Raw genomic sequence first — 16634 nt, 5'->3', positions numbered from 1 at the left:
CGGCAAGTGACTGCCGCCCGGGGTGTAAATCAGGCCGCGAAGTAGGCGTTTTTGCCGCTTGATTTTACTCGGTACAGGGCTGAATCAGCCCGGTCAAATAAACTGTTGATATCATCATGGGTCTGATACACCGCACCGCCGATGCTGCACGAGACGCCCAGGCGGGTGAGATAGGTGTTCGCGCAGATCTGCTTTTGCAAACGCTGGGCAATGGTATTAATGCACTTATCGGTTGCACAGTCGAGTAGACAGCAGAACTCATCACCACCAAAGCGAAACGCTTCATCTTCACCGCGCAGCAAATGGCGCAGCTCTTCGGCTACGGTTTCCAGCACCTTGTCACCTTCTTTATGACCCAGAGAATCGTTCACCTGCTTAAAATTATCTAAATCAATAATCAGCAGGGCAAAGGCATCACCATAACGTATCGCCCGGCTTTGCATCCGGTTGCAGGCCTCGTTAAAGCCGGTACGGTTTCCAAGCCCGGTCAGCGGGTCCTTAGTAGCCATCTGTTTTAGCAGGGTAAATTCCTGCGCCTGATGTAACTGACGAATAAACAGGTAATGAAACTCTCCCAGCAATTTTCGCTCGCCACGGCTCAAGGATCGTGTAAAGTAATAATGTAAGTATTTGTCGCAGGGGCCTACATCGGCCCGACGCACAGGGAGTCTGACAGTCTCGGGCAGTGCGATCAGCGAGGCCTGTTCACCATACACCAGGCCAGGCGCTACCTCAGTCAGGCTGATTGAGAGTATGGGCAGGTACTGACCAAGCTGATGAAAGTACATAGAGCCCAGCGGTTTGAGCTCCAGGGTCGATAAAATACCTGTCACAAACTGTTGCAGCTGAGCCAGTGTCAGCGTGGGTGTGGGGGTTACCACGGTATAATGGTTTTCATCAACCGAATGCTCAAATAATGAGTCTGAGAAATCCATACTAAGCCCTTATTTATGCGACTGCCACGTACTGCGTAAACGCGTGGCAAGGTGTCAAAAATTCGCCTGTTAAGCGTTCTTGTGTAAGAGTTAGCAAGTAGCGTGCCTGATAAAAAAATCTGTTTGCAGGAGTCCCCATGGCAGAAAATGGGTTCGCACAAATAGTCATCCTTATGTTGCTGGCAGTCATCTTTGTGGCGGTTTTTCGTCGCCTGCATCTGCCAGCGATTCTGGCTTACCTGGTCGCAGGTATTATTGCTGGCCCGGCAGTTACTTCGCTGTTCCCTCAACCACAGGACATGCACCTGCTGGCAGAAACCGGTCTGGTGTTTTTGCTGTTCTCTCTGGGGTTGGAGTTTTCATTACCTAAATTACTGGCAATGCGGCACTGGGTGTTTGGCGTAGGACTTGGACAGATGTGCGTTACCACCCTGGTATTTTCGGTGGTCAGCTGGCTGGCAGGCATTGAGCCGGCAGCCACGATTATTATCGGCGGTATGCTGGCACTCAGCTCCACCGCGATTGTGATAAAACAAATTAATGAACTGGGCATTATTAATCAGCAGCGTAGTCAGCTTGCCGTCAGCGTACTGCTGTTTCAGGATATTGCGGTAGTACCTTTTCTGATTGTAGTACCGCTACTCAACAGTGCCGGCGATACCGCGCTGATTACCCTGTTAGGACTGGCATTAGTAAAAGGCTTACTGGTAGTGGGCTTTTTATTGTCAGTGGGCAAATGGGGCTTACCCTGGGTATTTCGCGAGGTTGCCAGAACCCGCACCGATGAGTTGTTTGTGCTGACCACAATACTGGTTGCGCTGCTCGCCGGCGGGCTGACCTACCTGTTTGGATTATCGATGGCACTGGGCGCTTTTCTGGCTGGTATGATGCTGGGTGAAAGCCAGTACAAATATCAGCTGGAAGCCGATATCCGCCCATTTCGCGACATTCTGATGGGACTGTTTTTTGTCACCATTGGGATGCAGCTGGACCTGACTGTGCTGATGGACTGGTTCTGGCTGATTATCGTGGGCGTAGTACTGATCATGCTGGTTAAGGTGCTGGTGGTCCGGCTGGTTGCCGGCTGGGCAGGATGTGATAATCAGCAGGCCTGGTCGGCCGGCATCAAGCTGTGTCAGATTGGGGAATTTAGTTTTGTTATCGCAGCCTTGGCATCAGCGCATGGCGTGATTAGCTCGACCCAGGCATCGATCATTATCAGTATGGGGATTATCAGCATGGCAGTGACGCCTTATCTGGTCAATCACAGTCTGAAACTGGCTGCCCGGTTAGCCGCCCGTCCGCACATAGACGCTCCGGGCAATGAGCAGGCAGCCCGGGATATCAGCGGCGACCATGTGATCATCGCCGGCTTTGGGCGGGTTGGGCAGTCGGTTGCCAAATTGCTGCGTATGGAAGGGATCAGTTTCTTGGTGATCGACAGCGATCCCATACGGGTGCAGGAAAGTAGGCGCGCTGGTGAGGCCATTTTGTTTGGCGATGCCACGCAAAAGGATATTCTGGAGTCCGCCGGTATTGATGATGCCCGGTTACTGCTGATTACCTTTGATCGCAATGATGATGCCGTGCGGGTAATCAATGCTGCCAGGCAGTGCCGTGAAAATGTTGAGGTCATGGTCAGGACCCGGCGTGACTATACCCTTGACCAGCTGTATGCCGCAGGGGCATCTCAGGTGGTACCGGAATTACAGGAAGGAAACCTGATGCTGATTTCTCAGGTGTTACATTATGCCGGGGTGCCAATGTCGCGTATCTTAAAACGGGTCAGGCAGGAGCGCAAAGGCCGGTATGATCATCTGCACGGGTTCTATCCGGGTGAAACCACAGAGATAACCTATGGCACCGAGGACAAGCTTGAGTTTATTCATGCGGTGGTGCTCGGGGCGCACGCGGCCTGTTTGGGGCAGCCGATTAAAACACTGGCCCTGGCAAAAATGCGGGTCAGTATTAAAGGACTGCGCCGGGATGGTCGCGAGGTCAGAAACCCGGATAATGAGCTGACCTTACAGCCTGGCGATGTGCTGATTATATCCGGAAAGCCGCGCCGGGTGGAAAGAGCAGAACATTACCTGCTGGAAGGCAGTTAACCGGCCTGAACGACCATACCAGGCTGACAGTGTCAGGCGACATGGTCATCGTCCTTGTTCAGGTTATTGAACTGCTTTTTCAGATCATAGCCCTCATCGGTAACAATGCGTTCCAGCACTTCAATGCGCTCGCGCAGCGCGGCGATTTGCGTATCGTACTGGCGCGCCTGCTGACTGCTCCCGCTTTTATTCTGTCTGGCTTTGTCCATCAGCTTAGCCAGTTTGATAATCGTCACTCCGACAATAGCTACAATGACAACGGCAGTAACATTCATGAGCATACTCCTGGTAAAATCGTTAAAATAGCCCGCGGTTGCAGGATGATGTTTATAAAGTAACCGAAGATGGCGTATGTTGCCACATCCGCTATTGTGAGTGTGCAAATCACCTGCCTGTTTTAACTGGTTGAAATTTAAGTTTTTTATATATTTTCTGTTCAAGAAAACCGTAATCTATGAGTAATATGCATAATAGTTCGCCAAACACACCACCATTGCTGCACAGTGATGAATACTGGATGGCCCATGCCCTGAGCCTGGCTGATCGGGCTGCCGCCATCAACGAAGTACCGGTTGGTGCAGTGATTGTAAAAGAGGGCGACATTATTGGAGAGGGCTGGAATTCACCGATTCGAGACAGCGACCCCAGTGCTCATGCTGAAATGCAGGCCATACGTATGGCTGCAGCAAATGTGCAGAATTACCGATTAGTTGATGCCACCTTGTATGTCACGCTGGAGCCATGCTCGATGTGCGCCGGTGCCATTGTTCATGCCAGATTAAAGCGGGTGGTCTTTGGTGCTTTTGATGCTAAGACCGGGGCTGCCGGTTCAGTCATGCAGTTATTGCAGCACAGCCAGCTGAACCATCAGGCAATGATCACCGGAGGTATTCTGGAGGCTCGCTGTGCGCAAACTATTTCCGCTTTTTTTGCCCGCCGCAGGGCAGAGAAAAAAGCGGCCAGGACCGCAGAAAAACAAAGCAGGGAAGCTACTGATTCAGTGGCAAAGAAGTAAATACCTCATTGCTGTTAAATTGTCGGCGACGATGAAGTACGCGCTGATGCGCCCGTTTCATCATCAGGCGGCGATGGTTGTTATTTCTCAAAGGTTTCTTTTTAGTCATTACACGATTTCGTTTCATTCACTCTCCTGATGATTGTATTTGTAATTGCAGGTTCATGAGACAAGACACTGTAAGGGATACATCGTAAGGTCAGTGCCTATACCAGTTTAAGCCTGTATCAGCACTATGGTATTAGCAGAATATTAAGGTGAAATGACAGATTTTCAAGGTGTTTCGGCAACCGATGCTTCTAATAAGCCGGTTTTTTCGTCCAGATAGACCAGGGTATCGTAGTAGCGGCGAATATTTTCCACATACGCTTTGGCTTCCGTACCCCGGGCAAATCCGAAGCGGGTGGTTTTATAAAACTTTTTTTGTTCCAGTAACGGCAGGCGGCGCTTCACCTCTACCCACAAATCCGGGTTTCCTCCCTGTAGCTCGGTAAGTACCCGGGCATCTTCGAGGTGGCCCATACCAATATTATACGCCGCCAGGGCCATCCAGATCCGGTCAGGATGTTTGATGCGATTGGGTATGCGCTTTATCAGGCTGTCCAGATATTTGGCTCCACCCCGAATACTGCTTTCCGGCTTTAACCGCGAGGCAATATTCAAATCGCTGGCAGTATCCTGAGTCAGCATCATCAGCCCACGCACACCGGTGTAGGAGGTGGCATCAGGTTGCCAGTGACTTTCCTGATAACTGATGGCTGCCAACAGTCGCCAGTCCTGTTCGCCGGCGAATTGCTTAAACAAATCAGCAAACTGGGGTAACACCATTTTGGATGCGGTAATAAAAGCACGGGTATCAACATAGTTAAAATGCCGTACATGGCCAAAGTACTTGTCTTCCATGGCAGGGAATAATCCGGCTTCATGCAAATAACCAAAATATTCAACCACGGCGGCACGCAGCGAAGCATCCTGGTTTTGATTGAGCAGCCAGGCCACATTACCCAGTGTGTCAACAGAAAAGCCGATAGACAGCTGAGGATACTGTCGACGCTGCAATGCCAGCGTGTTGCTGTCTACCAGCGTGTAAGCCAGCCGGCCTTCAGCCACATCAGCGGTTAACTCCCAGATATCCTGATTTTCTGTAGTACGCCAGTTCAGAGCAGGGTACTGCTCATTTAAAGCGGCCAGTAACTGTGCGTTGCTGCTGCCTTTGACCACCACCAGAGGCTCGTTTAAATCCGCCGGGCTGCGCGGCCGCTCACGACCTTGTTGAAATACCAGTTTATGGCTGACCTGCTGATACACCGGGCCAGCCTGGTAGCTGTTGGCCTGCAGGGCGGTGATCGTGTCGCCGGCCGCCGCAATATCAATACGTCCCTGTTGCAGCCCTTGCATCAGGGCATGATAAGAGTAGTAAGGGTAAACCTGAAGCTCAACGCCCAGATAGTCAGCAAAGCCGTCTGCCAGTTCGTATTCAAATCCCTGTGGGCCGGTATTGCCATGATAAAAAGTGGTGCGGCCATAAATGGTGCCCACTTTTAAAACTTCTTTATCGATTACATTCTGTAACGCATTGGGTGCGGAAGGTGGCTGGCAGCCGCAAACAAGCAGCGTGAAGCTCAGCAACATAGCGCGATGAAAGCACTTTGGCAGGCTTGTCCAGTTGGTCAAATTTGGTCGATATTGGCAAAACGTAAGCATATCCGGCCAGTTAAAATCCTGAGTTATCAGTAAATCCAAGGTTATCAAGCGGGCCGAATTCCTCTATAATCCGCGCCGAACCCCGTCAACCTAATGATAGCGGTAACACTTGGTTTATTGCTATCCGTAAACAATCAGGTAAAGCGATATGTTGGTCCTTCGAGGCGCTCCCGCACTGTCTGACTCTAGACAAACTAAACTTATTGAAAGGCTGGGTCAATCCGGCATCCGAATTAACGGTATCTACGCAGAATACGTTCATCTGGTCGACACCACCAGTGACTTATCTGAACAGGAACAGTCGATACTGGGCAAACTGCTCACTTACGGTCCCAGTAAGCCATCGCAATCTCCCTCCGGCACCCTGTTCTTTGTTACTCCCCGTCCTGGTACACTCTCTCCCTGGTCTTCAAAAGCAACTGATATCGCGCACAATTGTGGTCTGCAATCTGTTTCCCGTATTGAACGTGGTTGCGCTTATTATATTGAGTGCGACAGCGAGCTGAACGAACAGGCCCGTCGCCAGATTCAGGCTGAATTGCACGATCGTATGACCGAAACCGTTTTTTCGGCCACGGATGAAGCGGCGGTATTGTTTACTCATACCGAAGGCAGCACGTTCACCTCGGTGGATATCCTGACTCACGGCCGTGCCGCACTCGATGAAGCGAACCAGCGCCTGGGACTGGCTCTGGCCGAAGATGAAGTCGATTACCTGTTTGATAATTTCACCAGACTGGGGCGTAACCCCAATGATGTAGAGCTGTATATGTTTGCGCAGGCGAACTCAGAGCACTGCCGGCATAAAATCTTCAATGCCAGCTGGACCATCGACGGTGAAGAACAGTCAAAATCGCTGTTTAAAATGATCAAAAACACTTTCGAGCTGTGCCCTGAGCATGTGTTTTCTGCCTATAAAGACAATGCGGCGGTTATGGAAGGCTGGCCAGCCGGACGTTTCTTCCCGAACCCGCAATCTCATCAATATGAATATCATCACGAAGACATAGCTATTCTGATGAAGGTAGAAACACATAACCATCCTACCGCCATATCGCCGTTTCCTGGCGCGGCGACCGGCTCAGGTGGAGAGATTCGCGACGAAGGCGCCACAGGCCGTGGCTCCAAGCCAAAAGCCGGTCTGGTGGGGTTCAGTGTGTCCAACCTGCGGATCCCGGGCGCCGAACAGCCATGGGAAACGGTATATGGAAAACCAGCCCGGATCGTCAGCGCGCTGGATATTATGATCGATGGCCCGCTGGGTGGCGCTGCCTTTAATAACGAATTTGGCCGGCCTAATCTGCTGGGCTACTTCCGTACCTACGAACAGCAGGTTAACAGCTTTAACGGTGTTGAAGTGCGTGGTTATCACAAACCGGTGATGCTGGCTGGTGGTCTGGGTAATATCCGCACTGACCATGTTGAGAAAGGTGAAATTACGGTTGGCGCAAAACTGATTGTGCTGGGCGGCCCGGCGATGAATATTGGCCTGGGCGGTGGTGCTGCCTCGTCGATGGCTTCAGGCCAGTCAAACGAAGATCTGGATTTTGCCTCGGTTCAGCGGGATAACCCGGAAATGGAGCGCCGCTGTCAGGAAGTGATTGATGCCTGCTGGCAGCTAGGCGACAACAACCCCATTCAGTTTATTCACGATGTGGGAGCGGGCGGTTTGTCTAACGCCTTGCCTGAGCTGGTCAGCGATGGTGGACGTGGCGGTAAGTTTGAGCTGCGTAACGTATTGTGTGACGAGCGCGGCATGACGCCACTGGAGATCTGGTGTAACGAATCACAAGAACGCTATGTGATGTCAGTGGCTGAAAAAGATTTGCCGGTATTTGACGCAATCTGTCAGCGCGAACGTGCTCCTTATGCTGTTGTGGGTGAAGCGACTGCCGAAGAGCACCTGTTACTCAACGACAGTCAGTTCGATAACCAGCCCATTGATATGCCACTGGATGTACTGCTGGGCAAAGCGCCTAAGATGCACCGTGATGTGACATCAGCAAGCGTCACCGGTAGTGCCCTGCAGACTGAGCAAATGACGGTAAAAGAAGCGGCGGAGCGTATTTTACGGTTACCGACAGTAGCAGAAAAAACCTTCCTGATTACCATTGGCGATCGCTCGGTGACCGGCCTGGTTGCCCGCGACCAGATGGTTGGCCCGTGGCAGGTTCCGGTGGCGGATGTTGCTGTCACCGCTACCGCTTACGATACTTATTACGGTGAAGCTATGGCCATGGGCGAGCGCACGCCGGTCGCGCTTTTGTCCCACGGAGCATCAGCCCGGCTGGCGGTAGGGGAAGCCCTGACCAACATTGCGTCGGCTAACATCGGTGATATCAAGCGTATCAAGCTGTCGGCTAACTGGATGGCGGCAGCGGGTCACCCCGGTGAGGATGCAGGTTTGTATGAAGCGGTTAAAGCGGTGGGTGAAGAGCTGTGCCCGGCATTGGGTCTGACCATTCCGGTGGGTAAAGATTCGATGTCGATGAAAACTGCCTGGCAGGACGAGCAGGGCGAAGACAAAGCGGTGACAGCGCCACTGTCACTGGTTATCTCAGCTTTTGGTGCGGTCAAAGATATTCGTAAAACCGTAACGCCACAGCTGCGCACCGATAAGGGCGACAGTCGTCTGTTGCTACTGGATCTGGGCGCCGGTCAGAACCGTCTTGGAGCAAGCTGTTTAACACAGGTCTTTGAGCAGCTGGGAGATAAGCCTGCGGATGTAGACTCTGCCGAGCGCTTACTGGGCTTCTTTAATGCGGTGCAGATGCTGATCGAGCAGGACCTGCTGCTGGCTTACCATGATCGCTCTGATGGTGGTTTATTTACCACGGTGACAGAAATGGCCTTTGCCGGTAAAACCGGTGTGTCGGTCGAACTTGATTCACTGGGTGAGGATGACTTGGCGGTGATGTTCAGCGAAGAGCTGGGCGCGGTGGTTCAGGTTCGCAGCGATAAGCTAAGTGAAGTGAACGCGGTGCTGGCTCAATTTGGTATGGACTCACTGACCCATGACATCGGTACGCTGAATAATCAGGATATGATTGAGTTTAGCCGTGGCGAGCTGGCAGTATTTACTGATAGCCGCGCCAACCTGCGTACTATCTGGGCCGAAACCACACACCAGATGCAGCGTCTGCGTGATAACCCTGAATGCGCGGATGAAGAGCATCAGGCTAAGCAGGATGTGACAGACCCGGGGCTAAGTGCCACCCTGAGCTACGACATCAACGACGATGTGGCAGCTCCTTACATTGCTACCGGCGTACAGCCGAAAATGGCTATTTTGCGAGAGCAGGGTGTGAACTCGCACAATGAGATGGCGGCGGCATTTACCCGGGCTGGTTTTGCGGCGATAGATGTACATATGAGTGACATTTTAAGCGGCAAAATCTCGCTGGAGGAATTCAAAGGACTGGCGGCCTGTGGTGGCTTCTCTTACGGCGACGTACTGGGCGCCGGGGAAGGCTGGGCAAAGTCAATTCTGTTTAACAGCCGTGCCAGAGATGAATTTGAGCGCTTCTTTACCCGCTCAGAAACATTCAGTCTGGGCGTGTGTAATGGGTGTCAGATGTTGTCCAACCTGAAGTCACTGATTCCGGGAACCGAGCACTGGCCGCACTTTGTCAGCAACCTGTCTGAGCGCTTTGAGGCCCGGGTCGCCATGGTTGAGGTGACTGATTCTTCATCGGTGATGTTTACCGGCATGCAGGGCTCTAAAATGCCGATTGCGGTATCACACGGTGAGGGTCGGGCTGAGTTTGCCAATGATAAAGCGATTGCTGCTGTTAATGGCAATAAGCAGGTGGCTGTGCGTTACGTAGACAACTTTGGGCAGGTAGCCAGTCGTTATCCGGCCAACCCTAATGGCTCGGTAGACGGCATCACCGGTCTGACCTCAGAAGACGGACGTAGTACCATTATGATGCCGCATCCTGAGCGGGTATTCCGCGCTGTGGCCAACTCATGGTATCCGGAACAATGGCAGGAAGACGGCGCGTGGATGCGTATGTTCCGTAATGCCCGGGCATTTGTCGGCTAACCGGAGGCGGCCTGCTTTATCATTGTGAGCAAAGCAGGCCGGAAAGCGTCAGAAGTTTGATGGCAAGGTGTCAATTTTTTGAACTGGCATCTTGTTATCTGACCAGACCTGCTTTACGATGAACATGCAAAGGTATGCAAGTTACCGGTTTGCTCAGAGGTATAAGCTGGTAATCGTTTATTTAGGGATATGAGGCTAATCGATCGTCGCAGGACGATAGCGCAATAACAAGAGACGACTATGAATCGTTCATCTCGTGGGTTCGGATTAACGGGAGTCGCTGTCGCAGTAATCTTTATGATTGTAACAGCTGTGTTCAGTTCCTCTGCCAGTGCATCACAGACAGACACCCCGATAACCAGTCTGTCGCATCAGCAAAACTAATTTTATCGCGTGCAGTTTGTTCTCAGTATGAGTACAAAGCAGTCTGCACGCGAAAAATTACCGTCTGCGGTTCTTTTCCCGATTTATCAGTTTTTGTTCCGGATGCTTCTTAAGCAGGGCATAGGTTGCACCGCGTCCACCATGATGGGGTTGTGCAGTGTGCCAGGCGATCACCTCGGTCAGTTCGGCCAGCCAGTGGTTCACATAACTCTTTTTAAAGGCCGGAAACGGCTTACTCTGCTCACCGGTACCATGCTGAATCAATAGGGTCCGGGCTCCCTTGCTGTGGCAATTCAATACCGCTTTATACAAGGCGTCCCGGGACTCATCCAGCGTCAGCCCTTTTAGTGATAACCGGTACTCAATCTCGTACTTACCCATTCGCAGGTTTTTAAATACCCCGTCCTGAATGCCGGGCTGCTGCCAGGCCAGGTGATCATCTGGCCGCACCGGTTTAACCCCTTCCAGGCTTAAGGGATTTAACAGTTTCTCGCGCTCTGAGCGATTAGCGGCTTTCGCTCGCTTTTCTGCTATCTGATGGTCCGGCGAGTAATAGTGAAACTTATCGTTCTGCTCAATTGGTGTGACATCACCCATTTCGGCTAAGAAAGTCTGCAAGCCATCGTCGTCTCTTTCACGCATACTAAAACTCCGTAACTTTAATCTGGGTACCGCGTCTGCTTGATACGCTCAGTTATCGGTTCGGTTTTATCATGTCTTCACAATAAGGCTTTATTTTCCAAAATCCAGCCTTGTCGAACGGCAGATGAAGTAAGTGACGCAAAAAGCATCAGCGGCTGATCAATATTAATACAAGCCGGATAAGGCGTTCAGACTTAACCGGATGGCAGGGTTTTCATTAAACCTCATAGCGACTTTCTGATATCATCGCACTGTCATCGGCAGTTGTCTTAAGCTGCCGCCAACTTATTTTCATGGGGTAATAAGATGAAATCCTGGATTCTACTGGTTTTGCTGTTCCTTGCCTCGCCAGCCTATGCGATGGGTAGTACCGCAATTGGTATGATTCTATCGACAACATTTGTCGTTATCTTGCTGATTCTTTACTGGATGATAGTGGCAGAAGTGGGGGTCGATAAAGACAAAAAGACAGACTCGCAGGACAGTGCAGAATCAAAGTCTGATAAATAATCAAAAAAACCACAGTCCAAAGGGGCTGTGGCTGTCATTTACGGTCTTACAATGCTGGTTATTCTCCCAGCTTTTGCATCGGCTCTACATCTGCCTGGTTAGATTTGACGAACGCGACCACATCATCAATTTTATCATTGCTAAAACCCAGTTTGGCTTCGATACCCACGGTGCCGTCCAGCTGCGGTAGTAGGGTAAAATGATTCACGCCTAACGCTCTTGAAAAGAGGGTGTGTACCAGGCCTTGATTAATATCCACGACCTTTATTTTGACTCTGTTGCTGGAATCATTCCAATGCAGAGTGACCGTCCTGGTTTAATTATTGTTATATGCCACAGAAGCTGGTGAAAACAATGAGACTCATCAATGAAGCCGTTCCACCTGTTCCATGGCGGTTTATTGATCAAACTTCCTCCGGTTTTATGCTACTGCCGGGTTTTGTTTTTTCAAAAAATGGCGTCCCCACCGCGACTCGAACGCAGATCTAAAACTTAGGAGGTTCTTGTTTTATCCGGTTAAACTATGGGGACAGCAAAATCTATTATAACGACAAAAGACGTTCGGTGAAGCCCTGATCCGCTATCTTTTTGCCACAAAATCATTTGGTTGAATATTCATCAGTAAGCCATCGCCGGTGACGCTGACGGTGGCTGAGTCGGCATAGGCCGCAGTGACGGTCACCGTGTGCGGGTAGAGGTTGTATTGCATAAAGGTTTCTCCGAACGGACCGCTGACCTGCTGCGTCTGGTAAAGCTGCAGTTCGTCACCAACCTTAAGCCCGTGTGCCCGGCCTAACGATACCTGTAACTGCTCCCCTTTCACCTGCAGTACTCTGCCGGTCGCCGGCTGGCAGGCCAGCTTGTCACTGACATCGGTGACAATATCGGTCAGCACATTATCCAGCGACTGGCCGTAGGCAGACTGCCAGAACTGTTCACTGGTCACATCAAGCTGTGAGAACCGGTCAAATTCCCACGGAGCATTAAAACTGTATTCTTTATTGAGCAAAACCCCGCCGTGCATACCGTCAAGCAGCGACAGAGCCAGTGAAAACTGTCGGGTAGCCTGATTATCCTGCCAGAAGGTCAGGGCAGAGGAGGCCGGGCGATATACACTCAAATCGGTAATAGTTGCGGCAATCACATACTGAACCCGGCGCTGACGGGCCAGGGCGGGCGCCTGAGACAACACATCCTGCTGTTGCCAGCGGGCGCTGTACGGCGCAATCGCATCCACACTTACGGTGGCTGATTGCTCTGTGAAATGCCGCTGCAAATACCGGGGCAGCACCGCAGACATCTTGTGAAGCTGTCCGTCCTGCGCCTGCTGTGGTGTTTCGATGGGGTAATAGGTGGTGGCAATCGTTTTTCGGAATTCGGCTGCTTCACATGCCATGGCCTTGGGAAATATATCTGCTCTGAGAGTAACCGACACATAGCCGTCGTGCCAGACTTCGTCAATCAGCTCCACGGTATGAACATCGCCGCTGGCGGTGATGGTGGTTTGCTCACTGCTTAACAGGCCGTTTGCCAGCGTCTGCACGCTTTGCACAGAGGCCCCGGAAAACAGCAGCGCCTGTTTCAGGGCTTCTTTTGTGGCCTGCTCGCGGGCTTTCACCCGGTTGTCATTAATAATCAGTGCCTGTCCCTTGGCTTCAAACCAGGCGGCATAAGTTTGCCCGCTGAGCAGGGCCGCGAGAAAAAAAGCGGCAACCCCGTGTACTGAAAAAGCGATGCTATGCTTGCGGCGATGTATACTCATTAAACTTGAAAATGCCATATCACGATACCGGTGAAAGTTATCTGCGCTAACCCTGTGCTGCCCGGCTCCCGGCAGGCTTTTATTGCCAAAGGGGGGCGCACAGCGGGCGGCAGCGATTTATATAGCAAGGGTAAAGCATCTTTTATTCCATCATTTTCCAGCCCTTTAAATATAAGGCTTTAACAGGCACGGACTTTGCTCATACTTCATCGTATATGCGGCAAAGTCCGGTCAGCGCCGGAATTTTGTCGCCAGGATTTGGTGATCGGCAGGAACAATTATGAAAACACTTTCGCCCCGACAACTACTGGCTGTGGCGCTGGCAAGCGCGGTTTCAATAAGCGGTTGTACTTCGATGTTTGATAAACATGTGGAATGGGAAGTGGTGGAGCCGCAGTCCTATCCGGTGTTAAAGGCAGTCGGTTATGCGCCGATTAAGTCGCAGACCGGCCGCTCTGATACAGAGCGTGAGCTGATGGCGATGAAAGCCTCGAAACTGGATGCTTACCGGGAATTGACTGAGCAGGTCTATGGGCAGCGTATTGATGGTTCGCAGTCACTGGCCAATATGGTGATAACCAACAGTCAGCTGAAAAGCTCGGTAGAAGGGGTCATTCGCGGCGCAAAGGTGTTAAAAACCTATCCGGTGGGCAAGGATACTTATGTCACTGAACTGGAACTGGATATGCAGCAGGTGCACGATATCTATCTGACCACCGCTAAACCCCGGCGGGTCAGGGATGTAACCTATTATTGATTCGGCTTTTAAATAGCGATATCAAAAAACCAGCTAAGCAGCTGGTTTTTTGTTGTCTGGCGAAATGTTCAGGCGCTAACCCCGGGTCCGCTGCGGGTCGCATTGGGCTTTCCGCTTTTATCATAGGTCAGCGATTCTTTAGCTCTGACTTCCAGCATCAGATTACGCAAGTGGGTTAAGCGTAACTGACCCTGCTCCACCGCTTTTTGATTAATCTGCGTCTGGTACTGGCATAGCTCCAGTAAACGACGGGATTCGTCAATCAGTGCCTGAATCTCGTCAGTGCGCTGTTCGGTCAGTGCCAGGTGGTAGTGTTTATTTAAAAACTCATCGGTACTTTGAATAGATTCCAGCGCCTGCTCTTTTTCTTTGAGCAGATTCATCAGCGCTTCAGCATTACGCGAGCTTATCAGATGCAGCTCTTTATCAAGCAGGCTGGCCAGCTTGTTGAGATTGGAAATCTGAGTTTCTAACGTTGACTGAAGTGACTGCATAATCTATTTCCTATGATTTAAGGCTGAATACCTGCCCCTCCAGCTGCGCAATTTTGCTGGCCAGAGATTCCGCGTCAACTTTATAGTCGCCGCTTTGAATTGCCTTTTTCAGTTTATCCACTTTTTCCTGATCAACCGGTGCTTCAGTACTTTTCTTCTGCACCTGGGTCAGTTGCTGAGCAGACTGCGTCAGCGAAACAGAATCCTGCTGGGGCGCTTTAGCCGATGGCGTCTTAGCGGCCATCTCCTGTTGCGCGACAGTCTGACTCTGCTGCGAATTAATTTTTGTGTTATCGATCGGTGGTTTTGTACCGCCGCCGTTATTTACGTTATTGATTGCCATAATTAAATTCCACTACCTTTGAACACCTCAAACAGGTTATCGGCAGTGTGGTTGGGTTCTTTAGTACTTTTTATGGTGGTCGGTAGCACTTTTTAAAGCCTGACGACCACATCCTGGGTACTGACGACTTCTGCAACCACGGTTTTTCGGGAACTGGCGTTAAGTACGGAAATCGTATCGCCAATAACGCCATCCTGTTGGGCTATGCCAGCGGTCTTGATTTGCATACCTGACAGCTGTGCTTTGATCGTGACCCGATCTCCCTTACAGATAAAGCATAGCATATTTGCCTGAACAGGTTGACCCTGACGTACCCGAAGTTTCATCCGGGCCCCAACCAGCGTATTAATATCATGATACGCAGTATGACGCAGGCGGTTTACCTCTACCTGGGATACCCGCAGATTCTCGCTGGTCAGCATCGTTCCCGGGCTAATCATACCAGCGGTTATCACCACCGGCCGGGTCCGGGTTACCCGGGCGTTGGCAAACAAATACCACTCATTGTTATTACAGCTGACCCTGACAGAAACATAGGACTGAGCCAGTGCACCGCTATCGGTATGGTAGGCAAATCCTGGCGTACAGGCCGGAATATGAATACGTTCATCAATCGGGTTTACCTCGATACTGACGTTCTGGCCGGGCTGCTTATCAGCCAAAAGTTCAAGCAGATAGTTTTTGACTTCTCGCTGGACAAGTGCATGATTGCTGCTATCTTTTTGGGCAAACGCGCCAAACGATATGACGGCTGCTATCAAACCGATGAGCATGCTGGCACGCAGATTATGTGTACTTCGGGTCATAATAAGTCTGGTCACTTTTTTCGTGTTCGTTTATCAACATTTTGTCTATGATTAAAAGCAGTCACGCTAACAGGCCAACAATAAAAGGGCTTACGGGCGTCACTTTTTTGGCGATTTCAATCAATACTGCGTTGTGGCAATCTGTATAAAACTACTAACGCAATCTTCGTGCCCGATTTTATTTGAGGTGATGTATGTCAGGTGTACTTGACTCGGTTAACCAACGAACGCAGTTGGTTGGGCAAAACAGGCTGGAGCTGCTGTTGTTCCGTTTAAACGGGCGGCAACGCTTTGGTATTAATGTATTTAAGGTCAGGGAAGTACTGCAATGTCCACCGTTGACCTCAATTCCCAAGCTAAACTCACTGGTTCGTGGGGTGGCGCATATACGCGGCCAGACGATTTCGGTAATTGATTTGAGTATGGCCACCGGTGGCCGTCGTATCGAAGACTTATCGACCGCGTTTATTGTTATTGCCGAGTACAACCGGTCTGTGCAGGGCTTTTTAGTGGGGGCGGTGGAGCGCATCATCAATACCAACTGGGATGCGATCATGCCGCCGCCCGAGGGCACCGGCAAAGCCAGTTACCTGACCGCAGTGACCGAGGTGGAAAAAGAGCTGGTAGAAATTCTTGATGTGGAAAAAATTCTCAATGAAATTTCTCCGCTGGATACCAGTGTCAGCGCTGAGGTGGTCTCAAAGATTGATACCACCAGTGTTGAGGACAAAATCATTTTTATTGCCGATGACTCTTCGGTGGCCCGTAGTCAGGTTAAAAAAGCCCTGACCACACTGGGGCTGCATATTGAAGTGGCCAAAAATGGTCTGGAAGCCTTAAACCGGTTAAAAGAAATTGCTGCTGAAACCGGTGATGTTACCGACAAGGTGGGCGTACTGGTGTCTGATATTGAAATGCCGGAAATGGATGGCTATACCTTGACCGCGGAGATTAAAAACACCCCTGAACTGCAAAAACTGCGGGTAGTGTTGCATACCTCGTTAAGCGGAGTATTTAATCAGGCCATGGTGAAAAAAGTCGGGGCGGATGATTTTATAGCTAAATTCCATCCTGATGAACTGGCCACGTCGGTTCAGCGCTGGCTGGTCGGTGAGTAGCCGGTAGAGGT

At 50.9% G+C, this 16634-nt stretch carries 16 protein-coding genes; 6 read left to right on the top strand and 10 right to left on the bottom strand.

What is annotated here, in order from left to right; genetic code table 11:
• Positions 1-29: 29 nt before the first annotated feature.
• Positions 30-935, bottom strand: a complete 906-nt coding sequence (locus EZV72_RS13970; protein WP_137167803.1) for a GGDEF domain-containing protein — start codon at positions 933-935, stop codon at positions 30-32.
• A gap of 137 nt (positions 936-1072) precedes the next feature.
• Between EZV72_RS13970 and EZV72_RS13965 the strand changes: the two genes are divergently transcribed.
• On the top strand, positions 1073-3043 hold the full coding sequence (locus EZV72_RS13965) for a monovalent cation:proton antiporter family protein (protein ID WP_137167802.1): 1971 nt from the start codon (positions 1073-1075) through the stop codon (positions 3041-3043).
• Between the two features lie 32 nt (positions 3044-3075).
• On the opposite strand, the gene EZV72_RS13960 is transcribed toward EZV72_RS13965, so the two are convergent.
• Positions 3076-3318: a hypothetical protein gene (locus EZV72_RS13960; RefSeq protein ID WP_137167801.1), complete on the bottom strand. Its 243-nt coding sequence runs from the start codon at positions 3316-3318 to the stop codon at positions 3076-3078.
• Positions 3319-3506: 188 nt separating this feature from the next.
• Here EZV72_RS13960 and tadA point away from each other — a divergent pair, with 188 nt between their 5' ends.
• Entirely contained in the window at positions 3507-4058 is a 552-nt protein-coding gene (gene tadA, locus EZV72_RS13955; protein ID WP_217495194.1) for a tRNA adenosine(34) deaminase TadA, read from the top strand.
• Here tadA and EZV72_RS18480 read toward each other — a convergent pair.
• Both EZV72_RS18480 and mltF read right to left on the bottom strand, forming a co-directional pair.
• Positions 4033-4185, bottom strand: a complete 153-nt coding sequence (locus EZV72_RS18480) for a hypothetical protein (protein ID WP_175405127.1) — start codon at positions 4183-4185, stop codon at positions 4033-4035. The two genes, tadA and EZV72_RS18480, sit on opposite strands and share 26 nt — an antisense overlap.
• A gap of 146 nt (positions 4186-4331) precedes the next feature.
• The gene (gene mltF / locus EZV72_RS13950) at positions 4332-5732 is read right to left on the bottom strand and encodes a membrane-bound lytic murein transglycosylase MltF (RefSeq protein ID WP_332308323.1); all 1401 of its coding nucleotides are present in this window, start codon (positions 5730-5732) and stop codon (positions 4332-4334) included.
• A 178-nt stretch (positions 5733-5910) separates the two neighbouring features.
• Here mltF and purL point away from each other — a divergent pair, with 178 nt between their 5' ends.
• On the top strand, positions 5911-9807 hold the full coding sequence (gene purL / locus EZV72_RS13945; protein WP_137167799.1) for a phosphoribosylformylglycinamidine synthase: 3897 nt from the start codon (positions 5911-5913) through the stop codon (positions 9805-9807).
• A gap of 441 nt (positions 9808-10248) precedes the next feature.
• On the opposite strand, the gene smrA is transcribed toward purL, so the two are convergent.
• Positions 10249-10833 (bottom strand): DNA endonuclease SmrA, encoded by a 585-nt coding sequence (smrA, locus tag EZV72_RS13940; RefSeq protein WP_137167798.1) that lies wholly within the window; start codon positions 10831-10833, stop codon positions 10249-10251.
• A 306-nt stretch (positions 10834-11139) separates the two neighbouring features.
• Between smrA and EZV72_RS13935 the strand changes: the two genes are divergently transcribed.
• A complete protein-coding gene (locus EZV72_RS13935; protein WP_137167797.1) occupies positions 11140-11343 on the top strand; it encodes a hypothetical protein in 204 nt (67 codons plus the stop codon).
• 58 nt (positions 11344-11401) lie between these two features.
• On the opposite strand, the gene EZV72_RS18475 is transcribed toward EZV72_RS13935, so the two are convergent.
• Positions 11402-11551, bottom strand: a complete 150-nt coding sequence (locus EZV72_RS18475) for a hypothetical protein (RefSeq protein WP_175405126.1) — start codon at positions 11549-11551, stop codon at positions 11402-11404.
• Between the two features lie 372 nt (positions 11552-11923).
• The gene (locus EZV72_RS13925; protein ID WP_137167796.1) at positions 11924-13123 is read right to left on the bottom strand and encodes a flagella assembly protein FlgT; all 1200 of its coding nucleotides are present in this window, start codon (positions 13121-13123) and stop codon (positions 11924-11926) included.
• 262 nt (positions 13124-13385) lie between these two features.
• Between EZV72_RS13925 and EZV72_RS13920 the strand changes: the two genes are divergently transcribed.
• Positions 13386-13862 (top strand): LPP20 family lipoprotein, encoded by a 477-nt coding sequence (locus EZV72_RS13920; RefSeq protein ID WP_175405125.1) that lies wholly within the window; start codon positions 13386-13388, stop codon positions 13860-13862.
• Between the two features lie 68 nt (positions 13863-13930).
• Here the strand turns inward: EZV72_RS13920 and flgN are convergent, their stop codons facing one another.
• The 3 genes from flgN to flgA all read right to left on the bottom strand — a co-directional run bounded on the left by flgN (position 13931) and on the right by flgA (position 15505).
• Complete coding sequence (flgN, locus tag EZV72_RS13915; RefSeq protein ID WP_137167795.1) at positions 13931-14356, bottom strand: flagellar export chaperone FlgN; 426 nt, start codon at positions 14354-14356, stop codon at positions 13931-13933.
• 10 nt (positions 14357-14366) lie between these two features.
• Positions 14367-14699: a flagellar biosynthesis anti-sigma factor FlgM gene (gene flgM, locus EZV72_RS13910; protein WP_137167794.1), complete on the bottom strand. Its 333-nt coding sequence runs from the start codon at positions 14697-14699 to the stop codon at positions 14367-14369.
• A 92-nt stretch (positions 14700-14791) separates the two neighbouring features.
• Complete coding sequence (gene flgA / locus EZV72_RS13905; protein ID WP_232364426.1) at positions 14792-15505, bottom strand: flagellar basal body P-ring formation chaperone FlgA; 714 nt, start codon at positions 15503-15505, stop codon at positions 14792-14794.
• A gap of 194 nt (positions 15506-15699) precedes the next feature.
• Here flgA and EZV72_RS13900 point away from each other — a divergent pair, with 194 nt between their 5' ends.
• Positions 15700-16623 (top strand): chemotaxis protein CheV, encoded by a 924-nt coding sequence (locus EZV72_RS13900; RefSeq protein WP_137167793.1) that lies wholly within the window; start codon positions 15700-15702, stop codon positions 16621-16623.
• Positions 16624-16634: the final 11 nt, after the last annotated feature.

The organism is Salinimonas lutimaris, assembly GCF_005222225.1.
In the GTDB taxonomy this organism is placed as follows: Bacteria; Pseudomonadota; Gammaproteobacteria; order Enterobacterales; family Alteromonadaceae; genus Alteromonas; species Alteromonas lutimaris.
This window is presented reverse-complemented; position numbering and strand designations above follow the sequence as displayed.